General features: G+C 71.2%; 12 protein-coding genes and 2 pseudogenes. 6 read left to right on the top strand and 8 right to left on the bottom strand.

Going from position 1 to position 16,597, the window contains the following annotated elements; translation table 11 throughout:
- Positions 1–181 precede the first annotated feature (181 nt).
- A pseudogene (locus tag ACFZDL_RS43175) lies at positions 182–1,237 on the bottom strand (alpha-L-fucosidase); the annotation flags it as partial.
- A 115-nt stretch (positions 1,238–1,352) separates the two neighbouring features.
- The gene (locus tag ACFZDL_RS43170; protein ID WP_353596063.1) at positions 1,353–2,159 is read right to left on the bottom strand and encodes a SigB/SigF/SigG family RNA polymerase sigma factor; all 807 of its coding nucleotides are present in this window, start codon (positions 2,157–2,159) and stop codon (positions 1,353–1,355) included.
- 285 nt (positions 2,160–2,444) lie between these two features.
- Here ACFZDL_RS43170 and ACFZDL_RS43165 point away from each other — a divergent pair, with 285 nt between their 5' ends.
- Positions 2,445–3,992 (top strand): FGGY family carbohydrate kinase, encoded by a 1,548-nt coding sequence (locus tag ACFZDL_RS43165; protein ID WP_353596062.1) that lies wholly within the window; start codon positions 2,445–2,447, stop codon positions 3,990–3,992.
- Between the two features lie 90 nt (positions 3,993–4,082).
- Here the strand turns inward: ACFZDL_RS43165 and ACFZDL_RS43160 are convergent, their stop codons facing one another.
- Positions 4,083–4,760 (bottom strand): GntR family transcriptional regulator, encoded by a 678-nt coding sequence (locus ACFZDL_RS43160; RefSeq protein WP_353596061.1) that lies wholly within the window; start codon positions 4,758–4,760, stop codon positions 4,083–4,085.
- Between the two features lie 207 nt (positions 4,761–4,967).
- Between ACFZDL_RS43160 and ACFZDL_RS43155 the strand changes: the two are divergent.
- A pseudogene (locus tag ACFZDL_RS43155) lies at positions 4,968–5,999 on the top strand (PHP domain-containing protein); the annotation flags it as partial.
- Positions 6,000–6,005: 6 nt separating this feature from the next.
- Here ACFZDL_RS43155 and ACFZDL_RS43150 read toward each other — a convergent pair.
- From ACFZDL_RS43150 to ACFZDL_RS43135, 4 genes are all read right to left on the bottom strand, one after another.
- Positions 6,006–6,842, bottom strand: a complete 837-nt coding sequence (locus ACFZDL_RS43150) for a carbohydrate ABC transporter permease (protein ID WP_353596060.1) — start codon at positions 6,840–6,842, stop codon at positions 6,006–6,008.
- Positions 6,839–7,819 carry a sugar ABC transporter permease gene (locus tag ACFZDL_RS43145; protein WP_353596059.1) on the bottom strand — a complete coding sequence of 327 codons (981 nt, stop codon included), beginning with the start codon at positions 7,817–7,819 and terminating at the stop codon, positions 6,839–6,841. The genes ACFZDL_RS43150 and ACFZDL_RS43145 overlap by 4 nt, the downstream gene beginning before the upstream one ends.
- Positions 7,816–9,120 carry a sugar ABC transporter substrate-binding protein gene (locus ACFZDL_RS43140; protein WP_353596058.1) on the bottom strand — a complete coding sequence of 435 codons (1,305 nt, stop codon included), beginning with the start codon at positions 9,118–9,120 and terminating at the stop codon, positions 7,816–7,818. The genes ACFZDL_RS43145 and ACFZDL_RS43140 overlap by 4 nt, the downstream gene beginning before the upstream one ends.
- Before the next feature lie 96 nt (positions 9,121–9,216).
- Positions 9,217–10,449: an aminotransferase class V-fold PLP-dependent enzyme gene (locus ACFZDL_RS43135; RefSeq protein WP_353596057.1), complete on the bottom strand. Its 1,233-nt coding sequence runs from the start codon at positions 10,447–10,449 to the stop codon at positions 9,217–9,219.
- Positions 10,450–10,689: 240 nt separating this feature from the next.
- Between ACFZDL_RS43135 and ACFZDL_RS43130 the strand changes: the two genes are divergently transcribed.
- The 4 genes from ACFZDL_RS43130 to ACFZDL_RS43115 all read left to right on the top strand — a co-directional run bounded on the left by ACFZDL_RS43130 (position 10,690) and on the right by ACFZDL_RS43115 (position 15,299).
- Positions 10,690–11,403, top strand: coding sequence for a FadR/GntR family transcriptional regulator (locus tag ACFZDL_RS43130; RefSeq protein ID WP_353596056.1), 714 nt, complete (start codon positions 10,690–10,692; stop codon positions 11,401–11,403).
- 152 nt (positions 11,404–11,555) lie between these two features.
- Positions 11,556–12,191: an extensin gene (locus ACFZDL_RS43125; RefSeq protein ID WP_353596055.1), complete on the top strand. Its 636-nt coding sequence runs from the start codon at positions 11,556–11,558 to the stop codon at positions 12,189–12,191.
- Between the two features lie 457 nt (positions 12,192–12,648).
- Entirely contained in the window at positions 12,649–14,556 is a 1,908-nt protein-coding gene (gene dnaK, locus ACFZDL_RS43120; RefSeq protein WP_353596054.1) for a molecular chaperone DnaK, read from the top strand.
- Positions 14,553–15,299: a YoaK family protein gene (locus ACFZDL_RS43115; protein ID WP_353596053.1), complete on the top strand. Its 747-nt coding sequence runs from the start codon at positions 14,553–14,555 to the stop codon at positions 15,297–15,299. Before dnaK ends, ACFZDL_RS43115 begins: the two co-directional genes overlap by 4 nt.
- Here ACFZDL_RS43115 and ACFZDL_RS43110 read toward each other — a convergent pair.
- On the bottom strand, positions 15,290–16,480 hold the full coding sequence (locus ACFZDL_RS43110) for a sugar diacid recognition domain-containing protein (protein ID WP_353596052.1): 1,191 nt from the start codon (positions 16,478–16,480) through the stop codon (positions 15,290–15,292). The genes ACFZDL_RS43115 and ACFZDL_RS43110 overlap by 10 nt on opposite strands.
- Between the last annotated feature and the right edge of the window lie 117 nt (positions 16,481–16,597).

The following is a 16,597-nucleotide window of genomic DNA, read 5'->3' as shown; positions in this document are numbered from 1 at the left end:
CGGCGCCCAGTCGCTCCACCGGACGGTGGCGCCGCTATCGTCGGCTCGCGGCGGCGAACTTCGTGCGCGGCGCCTCGTCTGCGTGCGGCACCGCGGTCGTCGGCCTGATGACCTGGTGGGTGCAGAGCCACTAGCGCCGAGGGGAATCCCGGTGCCCGGTCGGGCGCCGGGGCCCCACCTCTCACCGCGGGCCCGCGACGGCGTCCGGCTCCAGGAACAGCTCGACGACCGGGACGGACACCTCGGGCTTGCGGACCGGGATCTCCAGGGTGAGGCTCCCCGCCGGAACACCCTTGGGGGCGACGTTGCCGTTGTCCCAGGCCGGGTCGACGATCGGCCGGCGCACCTCGGAGGCGTCGTTCAGCAGCTGGGCGTAGCGCACCTTGCCCGCCAGGCCCGGCAGGTGGAGATGGCGGTAGGGCCAGTCGAGGACATGGAGGTAGAGGCGGTCGCCGCGCCCGTTCGGGCCGACGTTGAGCAGCAGGTTGCCGTCCTTGGACACGGTGTCGACCAGCAGCCGGATCAGCTGGTCGGGGGACTTCCAGTCGAGGTTGTCCCGGTCGTAGCCCCAACTGCCGTTGAGGGTCTGGCAGGCCTCCCACACCACCGGCCGACCGTCCTCGGTGGTCAGCGGCTCGGCGGGCTGGTGCTGCTCGGGCGTGGTGAAGTCGCCGGGCAGGTCCAGGCGGTTGTTGATGAGGATGTCCGGCTGGATCCGGCGGATCAGCGCCACCAACTCCTCCGAGCGCCAGTCGGCCCTGCCCTTGCCGCCGGCTGTCGGCCTGCCCTCGCTGACGCGGTTGGCGTACGAGAAGTCGAACCACAGCGTGTCCACGGGGCCGTACCGGGTCAGCAGCTCCTCGACCTGCCCGTGCAGATAGCGGGCGTAGGCCGCGATGTCGCGGTCGCCCCGGTCCCCGCCGTCCGGCGCGGCCTCGTCCCACTGCGGATGGAGATGGTCCAGCGGGAACTGGGGGTGGTGCCAGTCGAGCAGCGAGTGGTAGAAGCCCACCCCGAGACCGCGCTCCCGGAACGCCTCGCAGAACGGCCCGACCAGGTCCTTGCCGTACGGGGTGCCGGCCACGCTGTAGTCGGTGAGCGCCGAGTCCCACAGGCAGAAGCCGTCATGGTGCTTGGTGGTGAGCACCGTGTAGCGCATTCCCGCGTGGTGCGCGGCGTCCGCCCAGACACCGGGGTCGTACAGATCCGGATCGAAGTGGTCGTAGTACGCCTGGTACTGCTTCTCACGGCTCTCTCGCGGGCTTTGCCGTGGAGTGACGGACTCCTCATGGTGGAGGCAAGGCCAGAGATAGGATGTCTTCGTGGCGTTTTTGCCCGTGCCGGGCGGGGACTCAGCCCCTCTCGGCCATGGCCTGCTCGCACAGGTTCGAGCAGGTGCGGTTGATCAGGCGGGAGACATGCATCTGGGAGATGCCCAGTTGCTCGGCGATGCGGCTTTGGGTCATGTCGCAGAAGAAGCGCATGTAGAGGATCCGGCGCTCCCGCTCGGGCAGCCGGCCCAGCCCGGACCGCACGGCCTCCCGGTCCACCACCAGGTCATAGGCGGGCTCCTGCTCGCCGAGGGTGTCCATCAGGGCGTAGCCGTCGTCGGCGCCGGTCAGCGGGGCGTCCAGCGAGAGCGGGGTGAAGCTGTCCAGGGCCGCCAGTCCGGTGCGTACCTCCTCCTCGGAGAGGCCGGTGTGATCGGCTATCTCCCCGACGTCGGGCGCGCGGTCGTCCAGCGAGTGGGACAGCTCGCGATGGGCGGTCCGCACCCGGTTGCGCAACTCCTGGACCCTGCGGGGGACGTGCAGCCCCCACAGGTGGTCGCGGAAGTGGCGCTTGATCTCCCCGACGACGGTGGGCACCGCGAAGCTCTCGAAGGCCGAGCCGCGCTCCGGGTCGTAGCGGTTGACGGCCTTGACCAGGCCCAGGGCGGCGACCTGCCGCAGGTCCTCCATCGTCTCGCCGCGGTTGCGGTACTGCCCGGCCAGTCGTTCGGCCATCGGTATCCAGGCCTCCACCACCTGCTGTCGCAAAGCCTCCTTCTTCGGTCCGTCGGGGAGCTCGGCGATCCTCTCGAACTCGGCAGAGGTGTCGGGGGCGTCGTCGTGCGGGTGGGACGAAGGACGGGCCTTGGTCTGCACTGCGGTCGTCATGTGACACACCTCCTGCGGGTCGGCTGACGGTTTGCGGGACCGTGGACACTGCGCCGCGAGAGGAGTCCGGAACCGGACCGGGACCGCACCCGGAGCAGTCACACTGCTCCCGCGGGGCGTGCCTCCGGTCCGAAGCACGAGTATCCGCCTGCCCGGGGTCTCGGGCGGTAAACCGTCTTCGGGTGATGGGCATGGATCGCCACCCCACCGCCACAAGGCCGGCCACTACCGTAGGCAGCCGATGCCGGGCACCTTCGGGACCAGGACGAGGAGACACACGAGCGCATGACACGGGCCTCCACACGCGAACGGCCACACACCCACGCCCGGCCGCAAGCCGGCGCGGGCGACAGCGGGCCGGTGTTCCTCGGCGTCGACATCGGCACCGCGTCCTCCAAAGGGGTGGCGGTCCGCGCCGACGGGCGGGTGCTCGCCCGCGCCACCCGCCCGCACCGCACCGCCACCCCCCGCCCCGGCTGGTTCGAACACGACGCGGAGACCGTGTGGTGGGCCGACTTCACCGGCATCGTCCGGGAACTCCTCGCCGCCGACGGTGTCGCAGCACCCGCGGTGGCCGCGGTCGGCGTCTCCGGCATCGGCCCGTGTCTGCTGCCCGCCGACGCGGCCGGCCGCCCGCTGCGCCCCGCGATCCTGTACGGGGTCGACACCCGCGCCACCGCCGAGATCGCGGAGCTGACCGCCGAGCTCGGCGCGGAGGAGATCCTGGCGCGCGGTGGCTCCCCGCTCACCAGCCAGGCCATCGGCCCGAAGCTGCGGTGGCTCGCCCGCCACGAGCCGGACGTGTGGCGGGCGACACGCCGGTTCTTCATGGCCTCCAGCCTGCTGGTGCACCGGCTGACGGGGGAGTATGCGCTGGACCACCACTCGGCCAGCCAGTGTGATCCGCTCTACGACCTCGACACCCGGCGCTGGAGCGACACCTGGGCCCAGCGGGTCGCCCCCGGCCTCGAACTCCCGGCCCTGGCCTGGCCCGGCGAGGTGGTGGGCACCGTGCGCGCGGCCGCCGCGGCGGCCACCGGACTGCCCGAGGGGGTGCCGGTCACCGCGGGCACCATCGACGCCTGGGCGGAGGCCGCGAGCGTGGACGCGCTGGACCCCGGCGACACCATGGTGATGTACGGCTCGACCATGTTCCTCACCGTCATGGGCGAGCGGCCGATGCGCCACCCCGCGCTGTGGGGCACCACCGGAGTGCGCCCGGACAGCTACTGCCTCGCGGCGGGCATGGCCACCTCCGGCAGCCTCACCGACTGGCTGCGCGAGCTCACCGGCTCGGACTTCGCCACGCTGCTGGCCGAGGCGGAGCGGGTGCCACCCGGCTCGCGGGGCCTGCTGATGCTGCCGTACTTCGCCGGGGAGCGCACCCCGCTGTTCGACCCCAGGGCGCGCGGCACCGTCATCGGCCTCACGCTGGGCCACGGGCGCGCGGAGCTGTACCGGGCCACGCTCGAGGCCACCGCCTTCGGGGTGCGCCACAACCTCGAGGCGTTCGCCGACGCCGGGGCGCGCATCGACCGCCTGGTCGCGGTGGGCGGCGGCGCCCGCGGCCTGTGGACGGCCATCGTCTCCGCCGCGACCGGACTGCCGCAGCAGCTCCCCGCCGAGACCGTCGGCGCCTGCCTCGGCGACGCCGCTCTCGCGGCCCGGGCCCTCGGCGCCGACACCTCCGGCTGGAACCCGGTCGTCTCGACCGTCGAACCGGACGAGGCCTGGCGCGCGGTCTACGACCGCCGCTACCCCCTGTACCGGGAGCTCTACGACGCGACCCGCCGGATCAGCCACACCCTGGCCGATGAGGCGACGGCCGGGTGAACCGCGGGAGGTGGTGGTCCGCCGCGGTCAGCTCTGCCGCTCGTCCACGGCGGTGCTGCCCGCTCGCGGTGGCGGCCCCGGCCGCGCGCCTCAGCTCCCCGTCCGGGCCGTGGTCTCGCGCAGGGCGGAGCGCAGCCGGTCGCGGGCGCCGACCAGATGCGCGCGCAGGCTGGTCAGGGCGAGCTCGCGGTCGCCCCGGCGGGCGGCGTCCAGCAGCGTGGCGTGGTTCTCGGCGGGGGAGCGCAGATCGACGTCCTGGGCGTTGGTGATGTCGAGGACGACCGCGAACGTGGGCCGGTACTGCTCCCACACCGCGATCAGCCGCCGGTGCCCGGACAGCTCGTAGAACCGTGAGTGGAAGTCCAGGTCGGCCTCGGTGAACAGCCGGGCGTCCGACCGCTCGGCGGCCTGCCGCATGCGCTCCACACAGGCCTGGGAGTGGGCCCAGTCCTCCTCGCGCGCCCTGTCCATGGCCAGGGTCAGGGCCAGGCTCTCCAGGGAGTCGCGCAGGCTGTAGAGCTCCTCGACGTCCTCGGCGCCGAGGCCGGTGACGTACACCCCGCGCCGCTGGGAGGCGACCAGGCCCTCCGCCTCGAGCCGGCGCAGCGCGTCCCGCACCGGGCCGCGGCTGACGTCGAAGCGCTCGGCGAGCTGGCCCTCGACCAGGTGGGTACCGGGTCGCAGCCGGCCGCTGATGACCTGGACCCGCAGCTCGTGGGCGACGCGCTCGCCCAAAGAGTCCTCCCGCTTGATCGCAAGGTTCTCCACCTCGGGCACCTCTCGCTCGCTCCCCAACCTGTTCGGTCAACGGTTGACGGTCGATCATTATCGCGGACCGGCGGCCGCGCCCTCGCCGCGGGCGCCGGAAGGCAGTACACGCGACCCTGGTAGAGGGAAACCGGGAGCCGCCGGGAGGCAGGACCGCCGGAGGGCGGGGCCGTCGGCGGCAGGCGCGGCAGAAAGGCAGGGCACGCCATGGAGCCCGTGGAGGCGCTGGACCGGATCGCGTTCCTCCTGGAGCGTGCCCAGGCCCCGACCTATCGCGTGCGCGCCTTCCGTACGGCCGCCGAGGTGGTGTCGCACCTGCCCGCCGAGGAGGTGGCCGGGCGGACGGCCACGGGCGCGCTTCGGTCGCTCAAGGGGATCGGCCCCACGACCTTCCAGGTGGTCCGGGAGGCGCTGGCCGGAGAGGTGCCCGGCTATCTGGCGAAGCTGGAAGCGGAGCACAAGGCCGAGGCCGCCCGCCCGGACGAGCGGCCCGGGGCCGCGCTGCGCGCCGCCCTGCGCGGCGACTGCCATCTGCACTCGGACTGGTCGGACGGGGGCTCGCCGATCGAGCTGATGGCCCGCACCGCGGCCCGCCTCGGCCACGACTGGGCCGTGCTCACGGACCACTCGCCCCGGCTGACCGTGGCCCGCGGACTGTCCGCGGACCGGCTGCGCGAACAGATGGAGGTGATCGCGGAGCTGAACGGGCGGCTCGCGCCGTTCCGGCTGCTCACCGGCATCGAGGTCGACATCCTCCTCGACGGCTCCCTGGACCAGGAGCCGGAGCTGCTGGACCGGCTGGACGTGGTGGTGGCCTCGGTCCACTCCAAGCTGCGGATGGACCCCCGCCCCATGACCCGCCGGATGGTCGCGGCCGTCGGCAACCCGCTGGTCGACGTGTTGGGACACTGCACCGGGCGGCTGATCGAGGGGCGCCGCCCGGAGTCGCGGTTCGACGCCGACGAGGTGTTCGGCGCCTGCGCCGCCGCGGGCACCGCCGTGGAGATCAACTGCCGCCCGGAGCGGCTGGACCCGCCGCGCCGACTGCTGCGCCAGGCCGTCCAGGCGGGCGTCCTCTTCTCGATCGACACCGACGCGCACGCCCCCGGCCAGCTCGACTGGCAGATCCACGGATGCGCCCGGGCCGAGGAGTGCGGCGTCCCCCAGGAACGGATCGTCAACACCTGGACGGCCCGTCAGCTGCTGACCTGGACCCGTACCCGCCGGCCCCCTCGCCGGGCGCGCTTATCCCTTCACCGCGCCCGAGGTCAGCCCCTGGACGATATGGCGGCTGGCGAAGGCGAACAGCACCATGGTCGGCACGATGGTGAGCACGGCCGCCGCGGACATCGAACCCCAGTCGATGTTGAAGCTGGAGATGAAGCCGTTCAGCGCCGTGGGGATGGTCTTGTTCGCGTCGCTGTTCATGAGGGTGACCGACAGGAAGAGCTCGTTCCAGCAGTTCACGAAGTTGAAGATGAACGCGGCCACGATGCCCGGTTTCATCACCGGCAGCAGCACCCGGAAGAGCGCCCCGAAGCGCGAACATCCGTCGATCATGGCCGCTTCCTCCAGCGCGTCCGGGACGTTCTCGAAGAACCCGCGGAGCATCACGGTGCTGAACGGAATGCACACCGCGATGTACACGAGGATGAGCCCGAGGCGATTGTCGACCAGTTTCAGCTGGGTCATCATCATGTACAGCGGCCCGAGCGCGATGAAGGACGGAATCATCTGGGTGACCAGGGCGGCCATCAGCAGCGCCGTCTTGCTCCGGAATTCGAACCGGGCCAGCACATAGGCCGAGAGCACCGAAATGGCCGTCGCCACCGTACCCGCGACCGTCGCGACGAGCAGGCTGTTGGTGAGGTAGTCACCGAACTGGGCCTTGCTGAACAGACCGCTGTAGTTCTCGAAGGAGAACTCCTTGGGCCAGTAGGCGATCGGGAAGGTGAAGATGTCGCCCGGGGCCTTGAACGAGGTGATGGCGATCCAGTACAGCGGGAAGACCGTGATGACCAGCCAGACCGTCAGAAAGGTGATCCGGGTCACGCGTCCCGCGGCGGACTCCTTGCGTATCAAGACCTCGCTCCCTTCTTCTCGCGGGTGGCCATGAGGTAGAAGACGGAGAACACCAGGAGCAGCGCGACGACGACGAGTCCGAGCGCCGAGGCCTTTCCGTAGTCGCCCTGCTGGGTGATCGTGATCATCCAGGTGGTCACGATATGGGTCTCGTTGGACGGCCCGCCGCCGGTCATCCCGAAGATGATGTCGGGGAAGTTGAAGATCCAGATGACCCGGAGCAGCACGGTCAGCGCCAGTGTGGCGCGGATATAGGGGATGGTGACCTGGAAGAGCGTACGGACCTTGCCCGCGCCGTCGAGTTCGGCCGCCTCGTACAGCTCGTCGGGGATGGACTGCAGGGCGGCGAGGATCATGATGGCGAAGAAGGTGACGCCGTACCAGACGTTGGCGATGATGACGGCGGCCATCGCCGTCTTCGGCTCCGCGAGCCACGGGATCGGCTCGTCGATCAGCCCCACCTTCTCGAGCAGGTCGTTGACGACGCCGAATTCGCTGTTGAACATCCAGCGGAAGAGGATGCCGATGAGGAATCCGGAGATGGCCCACGGGAAGAAGATCAGCGCCTGGTAGAGGCCCCGGAGGCGGAAGCGCCGGCGCAGCCACAGGGCGATCGCGAAGCCGATCACCAGCTGGGGGACGAGCGAGGCGACCACCCAGATCGCGGTGTTGTCGAGCACGGTGTAGAACACCGGGTCGTCGAAGATCCTTCGGAAGTTCTCGATCCCCACCCACGAGGTGTCGGTGAGGTCATTGAGGTTCCAGTTGCGGAACGCCATCTGACTGCCCGAAATCATCGGGTAGTAGATGAAGACCGCGACGAAGAGGGCGGCCGGAGCCATGAACCCGGCGATGGCCAGGCTCCGGCGGACGGTGAACACCGGTTTGCGGGAGCGCCCGCCCGTCGTCTTGACGGGCGCGGGCCGGGCGCCCCGCCGGGTGGGGCGCCCCGCCTGCTTGGAAGTCGACAGGCTCACGTCCGGCTCTTCCACTTCTTCGTCCAGTACGCGTCCCAGCCGGCCAGCAGCTGCTCGGGCGTCATCTTGCCCAGCAGCATCTTCTGCACGTCGGCGTCGGACTTCTGGACCCACTCGGTCCACCAGGACGCGTCACGCGGCTGGGTGACGGTGAGGTAGGTGTCCGGGTTCTCGGTCATCGTCACATAGCTCGCCCAGGGCCCGGTCTTGTAGAAGGAGTCCTCGCTCGCGCCCTTGAGGATCGGGACCAGGCTGTTCTCCTTGGTGAAGGTGGTCGAGGCGTCGCCCTGCGAAAGGAACTCGATCAGCTTGACGGCCTCCGCCTTGTGCTTGCTGCCTGCGGCTATGCCCCAGCCCGCGGTCGCCACCGGCTGGACGGCCTTGCCGCTGGGGCCGGCCAGCAGGGGGGCCGTGGTCCACTGGCTCTCCTTGATCGACTTCGACTGGCGCACCGTGGCGATGACCTCGGGGTCCTGCAGCAGGAAGGCCGTGGAGCCGTTGGAGAAGCCCTCCACCATCTCCGGGTAACCCCAGGCGACGGACGAGGGCGGCGACGCCTTCTTGAACAGCTTGAGGTAGGTCTTCATGGCGTCGAGCGCCTCGGGCGCCGAGAAGATCGTCTTGCCGTCGGTGAGCTTGAACCCGTTCTCGCGGTCGATCTTGTCCGCGACATACGCCTCGATGACGGCGACCGCGTTGCTGTTGGCGTTGGCCCCGCCCCGGAACGCATAGCCGTAACTGCGCTTGGACGGGTTCTGGATCGCGCTCGCCTGGTTCAGCAGCTCCTCCCAACTGGCCGGAGGCTTCTTGAAGCCCGCCTCCTTGACCAGGTCGGAGCGGTAGAACAGGCTCAGTCCGTAGAAGCCGTAGGGGATGTAGTACGTCCGGCCCTTGGCGTCCTTGGAGTACTTGGCGGCGTTGTCGGTGAGGTCCTTCCAGCCGGCCCAGCCCTTCAGGTCCTTGCTCATGTCGTAGAGCCACCCGTTGGTCGCCCACGGCCCGGAGGTGATGTCCCGGACCTCGAGCGCGTCGACCCCGCTGCCGGACTGCAGCATCTGCTGGATCTTCTGGTCCGCCTGGTCGGTCGGCGGCGAGATGAGATCGACCTTGATCTTCGGATTCTTCTTCTCGAAGTCCGCGATGAGCTTCTTCAGGACCGCGGTGCGGCTGGGGTTGGTCAGGCTCTCCACCATCTTGAGATGGACTTTGCCGTCGCTCACCCCGGAGGTACAGCCCGTCAGGGCCGTCATGACCGTGGTGGCGGCCAGGCCGAGGGCGACGACTGCCTTCCTTCTTCTCATCCCTGTCCTCATTCCATGGATCTTGTGTGGGAGTTCCGCGGGCGTCGGTATGCGCCACGGGCGCCGTGGCGGGTCATGAAGGTGTGCAGTGCGGGATCACGGGGCGACGCCCGGAGTGCGGGCCCATTCGGCGAGCTGGGGGACACAGCGCTCGGCGAAGTACTCGAAGTCGGCCGCCGTGTTGTACACATGCGTCGACAGACGGAAGTAGCCGACGCCGCCGAAGCTGGTGAAGGCCGCCTCCACCGCCAGCTCGCGCGCCACCCGGTCGCGCAGCGCGTCGGCCTCCAAGCGGGTGGTGCCGAGCCCCTCCGGCAGCCGCACCAGGCGCATGGCGCCCACCGGCATCCCGACGTCCACGGCCGCGCTCTCGCCCATGACCTCGGCGAAGGCCTCGCCGATGACGCGCTCCGCGTAGTCGGCCAGCTCGCTCATATAGGTACGGGCGCGCTCCCAGCCCCAGGTGGTCCCGATGAAGTCCGTCGCGGTCGACGCCGCCAGATAGCTGGTGGCGTCCACCGTCCCCTGGGTGTCGAACCGGTCGGGGAAGGGCTCGGCGGCGCCCCAGGAGTCGATCAGCGGATAGAGCTCCTCGCGCAGCGGACCCCGGGCCACCAGCGCCGCGGTGCCGCGCGGCGCGCAGCCGAACTTGTGCAGATTGGCGATCCAGAAGTCGCAGTCGAGCCCCGCCAGCGGGTCGTCGAGCAGACCGGGCACATGCGCCCCGTCCACCAGCAGCGGAATGCCCCGCTCCTTCGCCACCGCGGCGATCCGCTCCACCGGCATCCGACGGGCGGTCGCCGAGGTGATGTGGTCCAGCACGATCAGCCCGGTGGCCTCGCTCAGCTCGGCCACCACGGCCGCACAGGCCTGCTCCGCATCGGCGTCGAGCGGTACGCGCGCGGTACGGACCGTGCCGCCCCGGCGCCGGGCCAGGCGCTCGGCCCCCATGGTCACCGCCCCGTACCCGTGGTCGGTGACCAGGATCTCGGCGCCGGACCGCAGCGGCACATTCGCGTACACGACGCTCGCGCCGCCGCTCGCGTTCGGCACCAGCGCCAGGTCCTCGGGGGCGACGAGCAGAAACCCGGCCACGGCGGTCCGGGCCGCGGCGACCCGGCCCGGAAGCGTCGCGAACCACAGCACGGGTGACCGGTCCATCTCCTCGCGCAGCCGCTGCTGCTCGCGCTGCGCCACCACCGGAACCGCTCCGAAGGACCCGTGGTTGAGATGGCGCTCCCCGGGATGCAGGGACCACGCCTCCGCGGCGGGGCGGCCGTCGGCGAGGAGCAGGGGGCGCGGCGCTGTGCTGACGTCGGTCTCGCTCACGTGACTGGACACTCCCAGGAATCGGACCGAGACATCAGACGCTCGATGAGAACAGATCTGATGACTTGGTCGGTGACTTGGCCCGGGATCCTGGCACAGCAGCCAGGATGGAGGCAATAGGTGTCCGCCACCGACAAGTCATCTGATGACTTTCTGCTGTGACGGGGGAGATATCTGATGACTCGGTAGAGTGAGAACCTGAGGCACGGCGCCGTCGCCGAGCCACGGGGAAGGGAAGCGATGTCCGCAGTCGACAAGGCCTTTCACGGCCTACGGCACATGATCGCCACCGGCCGGCTGGTCGCCGGGCAGCGCATTCCGCCCGAGAACGAGCTGTGCGACGGGCTGGGGGTCTCCCGGGGGTCCCTCCGTGAGGCGGTGCGCATGCTGGCGGCCCTGGGCGTCATCGAGCCGCGCCACGGCTCGGGCACCTATGTCTCCCAGCTGCGCCCGGAGGACATCGTCGGCAGCCTCTCGCTGACCGTCGACCTGCTGCCGCTCGAGGGGCTGCTGGAGATGTTCGAGATCCGGCGCGTCCTGGAGTCCCACGCCGCGGCGCAGGCGGCCGCGCGGATGACGCCCGAGACGCTGGCCACGCTCTTCGAGTACATCGAGGCCATGGAGGCCACCGAGGACCCGACCGAGGTCTCCGAGCTCGACCACCGCTTCCACGCCGAGATCGCCCGGGTGGGCGGCAACCCCACCCTCGGCTCGCTGCTCGGGGTGTTCCGCGCGCGCTCCCGGGCCTACCAGGTGTTCACGCTGCCCGAGGGGCCCGGCATCAAGCGCGCCAGCGACGAGGACCACCGGGCGATCGCGGGAGCCATCGCCCGGCGCGACCCGGCCGCCGCCGGGAACGCGGCCGCGGCGCATGTCGCCCACACCGAGAAGTGGCTGCACGCGTTTCTGCCGGGCCGGCCCGATCCGGCCGACACCGATGGCTCGGACGGGTAGCCGGGCGCCCACCGCCCGGCCCCTGACCAGGCATCGGGGGACGAATCGCCCCGTCGCGTAACAACTCCGTATCGGAAATGCCCTTCGAGCCGGTGATCAGGCTTTACTGGGGCGCCGTAGCAAGGACATGTCATACGGGAGACTCGAGCGAGATGGGCCGACACAGCCGCCCCACCCCTGCGCAGCAGGCACGTGCCAACACGATCAAGGCTGCCGCCGCCCTGGGGGTGGCGGGCACCATCGCCTTCGCTCTCCACTCGTCGGTCGGCAGCGACAAGACGGTTCAGGCGCGCTCCGACGTCAGCTCCCAGCCGACCGGGACGCCCGAGACCGACCCCGCCGGCGCCGACCGGCCGAGCGGCGCGCACCGGTCCACCGACACCGACCGGCCCACCGGTGGGGGCCTGGCCCCCACCGCCTCCGCCAAGCCGAAGCTCGTACAGGACGGTGACGGCGAAACCTCCCGGGGTGACACCGCGCGGACCCGCGAGCCGTCGCACACCCCGGCGAGCGGCGCCCCCACGACCGCGCCCACGAGCGACCCCGGTTCCGCGGCGCCCTCGGCCTCCGAGCCGGACACCACGAAGCCGTCCTCGCCCGACCAGGACCCCACCACCGACCCGGCCACCCCTGGTGGGTCCGACGACCAGCAGTCCGGTGGTCAGCAGTCCGGCGGCCAGGAGGGCGACGACTCCGGGAAGGGCAAGGACCGCGGGCTGGTGGGCGGTGTGATCGACGGCGTCGGCGACACGGTCGGCGGCGTGCTCGGCGGTCTCCTCGGCGGCTGAGCGTCCCTGCCGACCGGCCCCGGGACCTCGGCCGTCTCGGCGCGGTCACGGCCTTCTTCTCCCTGCTGACGCCGGACCGCCCCCCGGGCCCCTGGCGCTGCGGCCGCACACCACCGGCCCCGGGCCCCGGAGCCGGACACCGAGCCGGAGACCGGCCCCGGGGTGGCCGACCCCGCGCCGCTGACCGCCACCGGCAGGTTCGCCGAGGTGCTGCCGGCCGGGCGGCCGGTGTTCGGCGACACGCCGGGGATCGCGACGGCGGTGGGCCGGCTGCCGCGCGGCGGCGCCGGCGGCCATGGGCCCGTACCGTCGGCCCAGCGGCTGCGACGACTGGCCGCAGCTGCCCCGGATGCGCCGCGCCCGGCTGGTAAAACCACAAAGATGTTGTTTTGTAGCATTGGGCATAAATCGGATCACTCTGTGAAGGACTCCCATCTCGCAGGAGAGGAGTGCTGAGATGACCCGCGCAGTCGGGATCGACCTGGGGACGACGAACTCCGTGGTGTGTGTCCTGGAGGGCGGTGAGCCGACCGTCATCACCAACACCGAGGGCGCCCGGACCACCCCTTCCGTGGTGGCCTTCGCCAAGAACGGCGAGGTGCTGGTGGGCGAGGTGGCCAAGCGCCAGGCGGTGACCAACGTGGAGCGCACCGCGCGGTCGGTCAAGCGCCACATGGGGGAGGCGCAGTGGCGCTTCCCGGCCACCGGCGAGGTGGACGGCAAGCGCTACACCGCGCAGGAGATCTCCGCGCGCGTGCTGCAGAAGCTCAAGCGCGACGCGGAGGGCTACCTCGGCGAGGACGTGACGGATGCGGTGGTCACCGTCCCGGCGTACTTCAACGACACCCAGCGCACCGCCACCAAGGAGGCGGGCGAGATCGCCGGCCTGAAGGTGCTGCGGATCATCAACGAGCCGACGGCCGCCGCCCTGGCCTACGGCCTGGACAAGGAGAACGACCAGACCATCCTGGTCTTCGACCTCGGCGGCGGCACGTTCGACGTCTCGCTGCTGGAGATCGGCGAGGGGGTCGTCGAGGTCAAGGCCACCAACGGCGACACCCACCTCGGCGGCGACGACTGGGACCAGCGGATCGTCGACCACCTCGTCACCCGGTTCAAAGGCGGCTACGGGGTCGACCTGTCCAAGGACAAGATGGCGCTCCAGCGGCTGCGCGAGACGGCGGAGAAGGCGAAGATCGAGCTGTCCGCCGCGTCCGAGACCACCATCAACCTGCCCTACATCACGGCCTCCGACCAGGGCCCGCTGCACCTGGACGAGAAGCTCACCCGCGCCCAGTTCGAGCAGCTGACCGAGGATCTGCTGGACCGCTGCAAGGGGCCGTTCCACCAGGCGATCAAGGACGCCGGGATCAAGGTGTCCGACATCGACCATGTGATCCTGGTCGGCGGCTCCACCCGGATGCCCGCCGTGACCGGGCTGGTCAGGGAGCTGACCGGCAAGGACCCGCACCGGGGCGTCAACCCGGACGAGGTGGTCGCGGTCGGTGCCTCGCTCCAGGCCGGTGTCCTCAGGGGTGAGGTCAAGGACGTCCTGCTGCTGGACGTCACCCCGCTGTCCCTCGGCATCGAGACCAAGGGCGGCATCATGACCAGGCTGATCGAGCGCAACACGACCATTCCGACCAAGCGCTCGGAGATCTTCACCACGGCCGAGGACAACCAGCCGTCGGTGCAGATCCAGGTGTTCCAGGGCGAGCGCGAGATCGCGGCGTACAACAAGAAGCTCGGCATGTTCGAGCTGACCGGCCTGCCGCCGGCCCCGCGCGGTGTGCCGCAGATCGAGGTCACCTTCGACATCGACGCCAACGGGATCATGCATGTGTCGGCGAAGGACCTCGGCACCGGCAGGGAACAGCGGATGACCGTCACCGGTGGCTCCGCGCTGCCGAAGGACGACATCGACCGGATGATGCGCGAGGCCGAGCGGTACGCGGACGAGGACCGCCGCAAGCGCGAGGCGGCCGAGACCCGCAACTCCGCCGAAGCCCTCGTCTACAACACCGAGAAACTGCTGCGCGACCAGGCGGACAAGGTGCCGCAGGACGTGCGGCAGGAGACCGAGACGGCCATCGCCGAGCTGAAGGAGACGCTGAAGGGCGAGGACTCCGGCCGGATCCGCGCGGCCACCGACAAGGCGGCCGCCGCCGCGCAGAAGATCGGTGCGGCCATGTACGCCCGGGCCGGGGCGCAGGGTGACACCGCCGGGCCGGCCGGCGGCGGGGGTGGCGACGGCGCGGGCCCGGACCACGGGCCCGACGACGACGTCGTCGAGGCGGAGATCGTCGACGAGGACCGTCCCAAGGGGGACGGGGCACAGGACGGGCCCAAGGGGGGCGCCGGATGAGCGACCCCCTGCCACCCCGGGACGGCGGTCCGGCGGGTCCGGCCGGCGGCTTATCGGGCGGGCGTGGCCAGGTCGGGCCGGGCGGTGGTGGTCTGGCGGCCGCCCTGGCGCTGACCGTGGCCACCGGCTCGATGGACGCGATCGCCTTTCTCGCGCTCGGCGAGGTCTTCACCAGCGTGATGACCGCGAACCTCTCGCTGCTCGGCATGGCGGCGGGGACCCGCGACCCCGCGCTCGCCGGCCACGCCGCCGTGGCGGTCGTCGGCTATGTCCTGGGGTCGCTGGTGAGCGGGCGGATCGTCAGGGGGCCCGACAAGAGACGGCCGGCCTGCCGGGCGCTCGGCGGCGAAGTGCTCGCGCTCGGCGTCCTGTGGGCACTGTGGGCCGCCGCCGGCGGCCACCCCGACGGAGGGCTGCGGCAGGGGCTGCTGGCCCTGGCCGCCGTGGCCATGGGAGGGCAGAGCACATTGGTGCGCGCCGTCGCGCCGGCCGGGGTCTCGACCACGTACTTCACCGGCATGCTGACCGGCCTGCTGGCCGACCTCGCCGCCACCGGCCGGGTGCGCGGGTCCCGTGTGGCGCTGCTGTCCGCCCTGGTCACCGGGGCGGTCGGGGGAGGGCTTCTGCTCACCCTGGCGCCCCGGACCGCGCCCGCGCTGCCGACCGGGCTGGTCGCCGCCGTCTGGCTGGGCTCCCTCGTGGGCGAAGCCTGCGAGGATCGGAGAGCGGAGAGTCAGGGCTGAGTGTCGAGCTGATCGGCCAGACAGGCCAGGTAAAGGGCGAGCGTGGTGCGGTGGTCGCGCAGCGGGCGGCCGCTGATCTGCTCGATCTTGTTCATTCGGTAGACGAGGGTGTTGCGGTGGATGTGCAGCGCCGAGGAGGCGCGGACTAAGTTGAAGCCGTTCTCGCACCAGGCCACCACGGTGTCCCGGAGCACCGGCCAGTCCGGCTGCTCACGCAGGTCGGCGGCGGTGAGCGTGAGCAGCCGGGCGCGGGTGTGGTGGCCGGCGGAGGCGAGCAGCTGGTGGGCGCGCAGATCGGAGACGAGGTGCACCGGCAGCTCGGGCGCGACCCGGGCCCCCAGACGCAGCGCGTCGCGCGCGTCCTGGTACGAGTCGTGCAGACCGCCGACCGAGGTGGCCGGCTCGCCGATCCCGACCCGGGCCTCGAGGCCGTGCTGGACACCCACGAGGTCCGCCAGCCGCTGACAGGCCGTCATCACCCGGCTGGCCGAGCCCTGTTCCGGCAGCCGGTGCAGCACCCCGATCCACCCCGGAGCCGCCCCCGCGACGACGTCCTGCGGATCGGCGAACACCTCCCGCACCGTGCGCAGCAGCTCCGAGCGGACCAGCGAGGTGTCCGGCACAGGCGGCCCGGCGCGGTGGCGGGCGCCGCTCGTCCCGCCGGACGCGGACACCTCCACGACCACCGCGATCCGGCGCAGCCGCAGATCGAAGCCCACCTCGGCGGCGCGGAAGACGATGAAGTCCGGCTCGACGGCCTCGGCGTCGTACGTGGCGACATCGGCGAGCAGATCCTCGAGCACCCGCTCCCTGACCACGTGTGAGCGCAGCACGGCCGATTCGCGCAGCAGGATCTCCGTCTGCCGCTTGACCACCAGACCGAAGCGCCGCACCTGGGCAGGCGTCCCCGTGATGCCGACCGTGCCCACCGCGTGTCCGTCCATGACCAGCGGCAGTGTCACCCCGGCGCGCACCCCTTTGAGCTCCTGCGCCTGGGTGGCGGTGTGTATGGCGGCCTCCTGAGTGCGCATCACCTCCACGGACGCCTCGTGGAAGGTGCCGACGCGGCTGCTGTCACCGCTGCCGATGACGATGCCCTCGCTGTCGGTGATGAGGACGTTCAAACCGATGACCGCGGAGGTGTCCCCGGCGATCTCCTGGGCGAGTGAGGGGCTGAGCACGAACTGGATCCTCCGGCCGGTGGGCTGGACGCACCGTACAGCGCCATGACCCCGGTTCGCCACACATTCATACGGAGTGACCAACGACCTTGCGGCTCGGCCACCGCACCGCCCCGC

The sequence above is a fragment of the Streptomyces sp. NPDC007917 genome (assembly GCF_042959105.1).
GTDB lineage: Bacteria > Actinomycetota > Actinomycetes > Streptomycetales > Streptomycetaceae > Streptomyces.
This window is presented reverse-complemented; position numbering and strand designations above follow the sequence as displayed.

What these genes read in the sequence shown, in the direction of transcription:
- ACFZDL_RS43170 (WP_353596063.1), bottom strand. Translation starts at nt 2,159, where the DNA reads ATGACGACCGCAGTGCAGACCAAGGCCCGTCCTTCGTCCCACCCGCAC.
- ACFZDL_RS43165 (WP_353596062.1), top strand. Translation starts at nt 2,445, where the DNA reads ATGACACGGGCCTCCACACGCGAACGGCCACACACCCACGCCCGGCCG.
- ACFZDL_RS43140 (WP_353596058.1), bottom strand. Translation starts at nt 9,120, where the DNA reads ATGAGAAGAAGGAAGGCAGTCGTCGCCCTCGGCCTGGCCGCCACCACG.
- ACFZDL_RS43130 (WP_353596056.1), top strand. Translation starts at nt 10,690, where the DNA reads ATGTCCGCAGTCGACAAGGCCTTTCACGGCCTACGGCACATGATCGCC.
- ACFZDL_RS43125 (WP_353596055.1), top strand. Translation starts at nt 11,556, where the DNA reads ATGGGCCGACACAGCCGCCCCACCCCTGCGCAGCAGGCACGTGCCAAC.
- dnaK (WP_353596054.1), top strand. Translation starts at nt 12,649, where the DNA reads ATGACCCGCGCAGTCGGGATCGACCTGGGGACGACGAACTCCGTGGTG.
- ACFZDL_RS43115 (WP_353596053.1), top strand. Translation starts at nt 14,553, where the DNA reads ATGAGCGACCCCCTGCCACCCCGGGACGGCGGTCCGGCGGGTCCGGCC.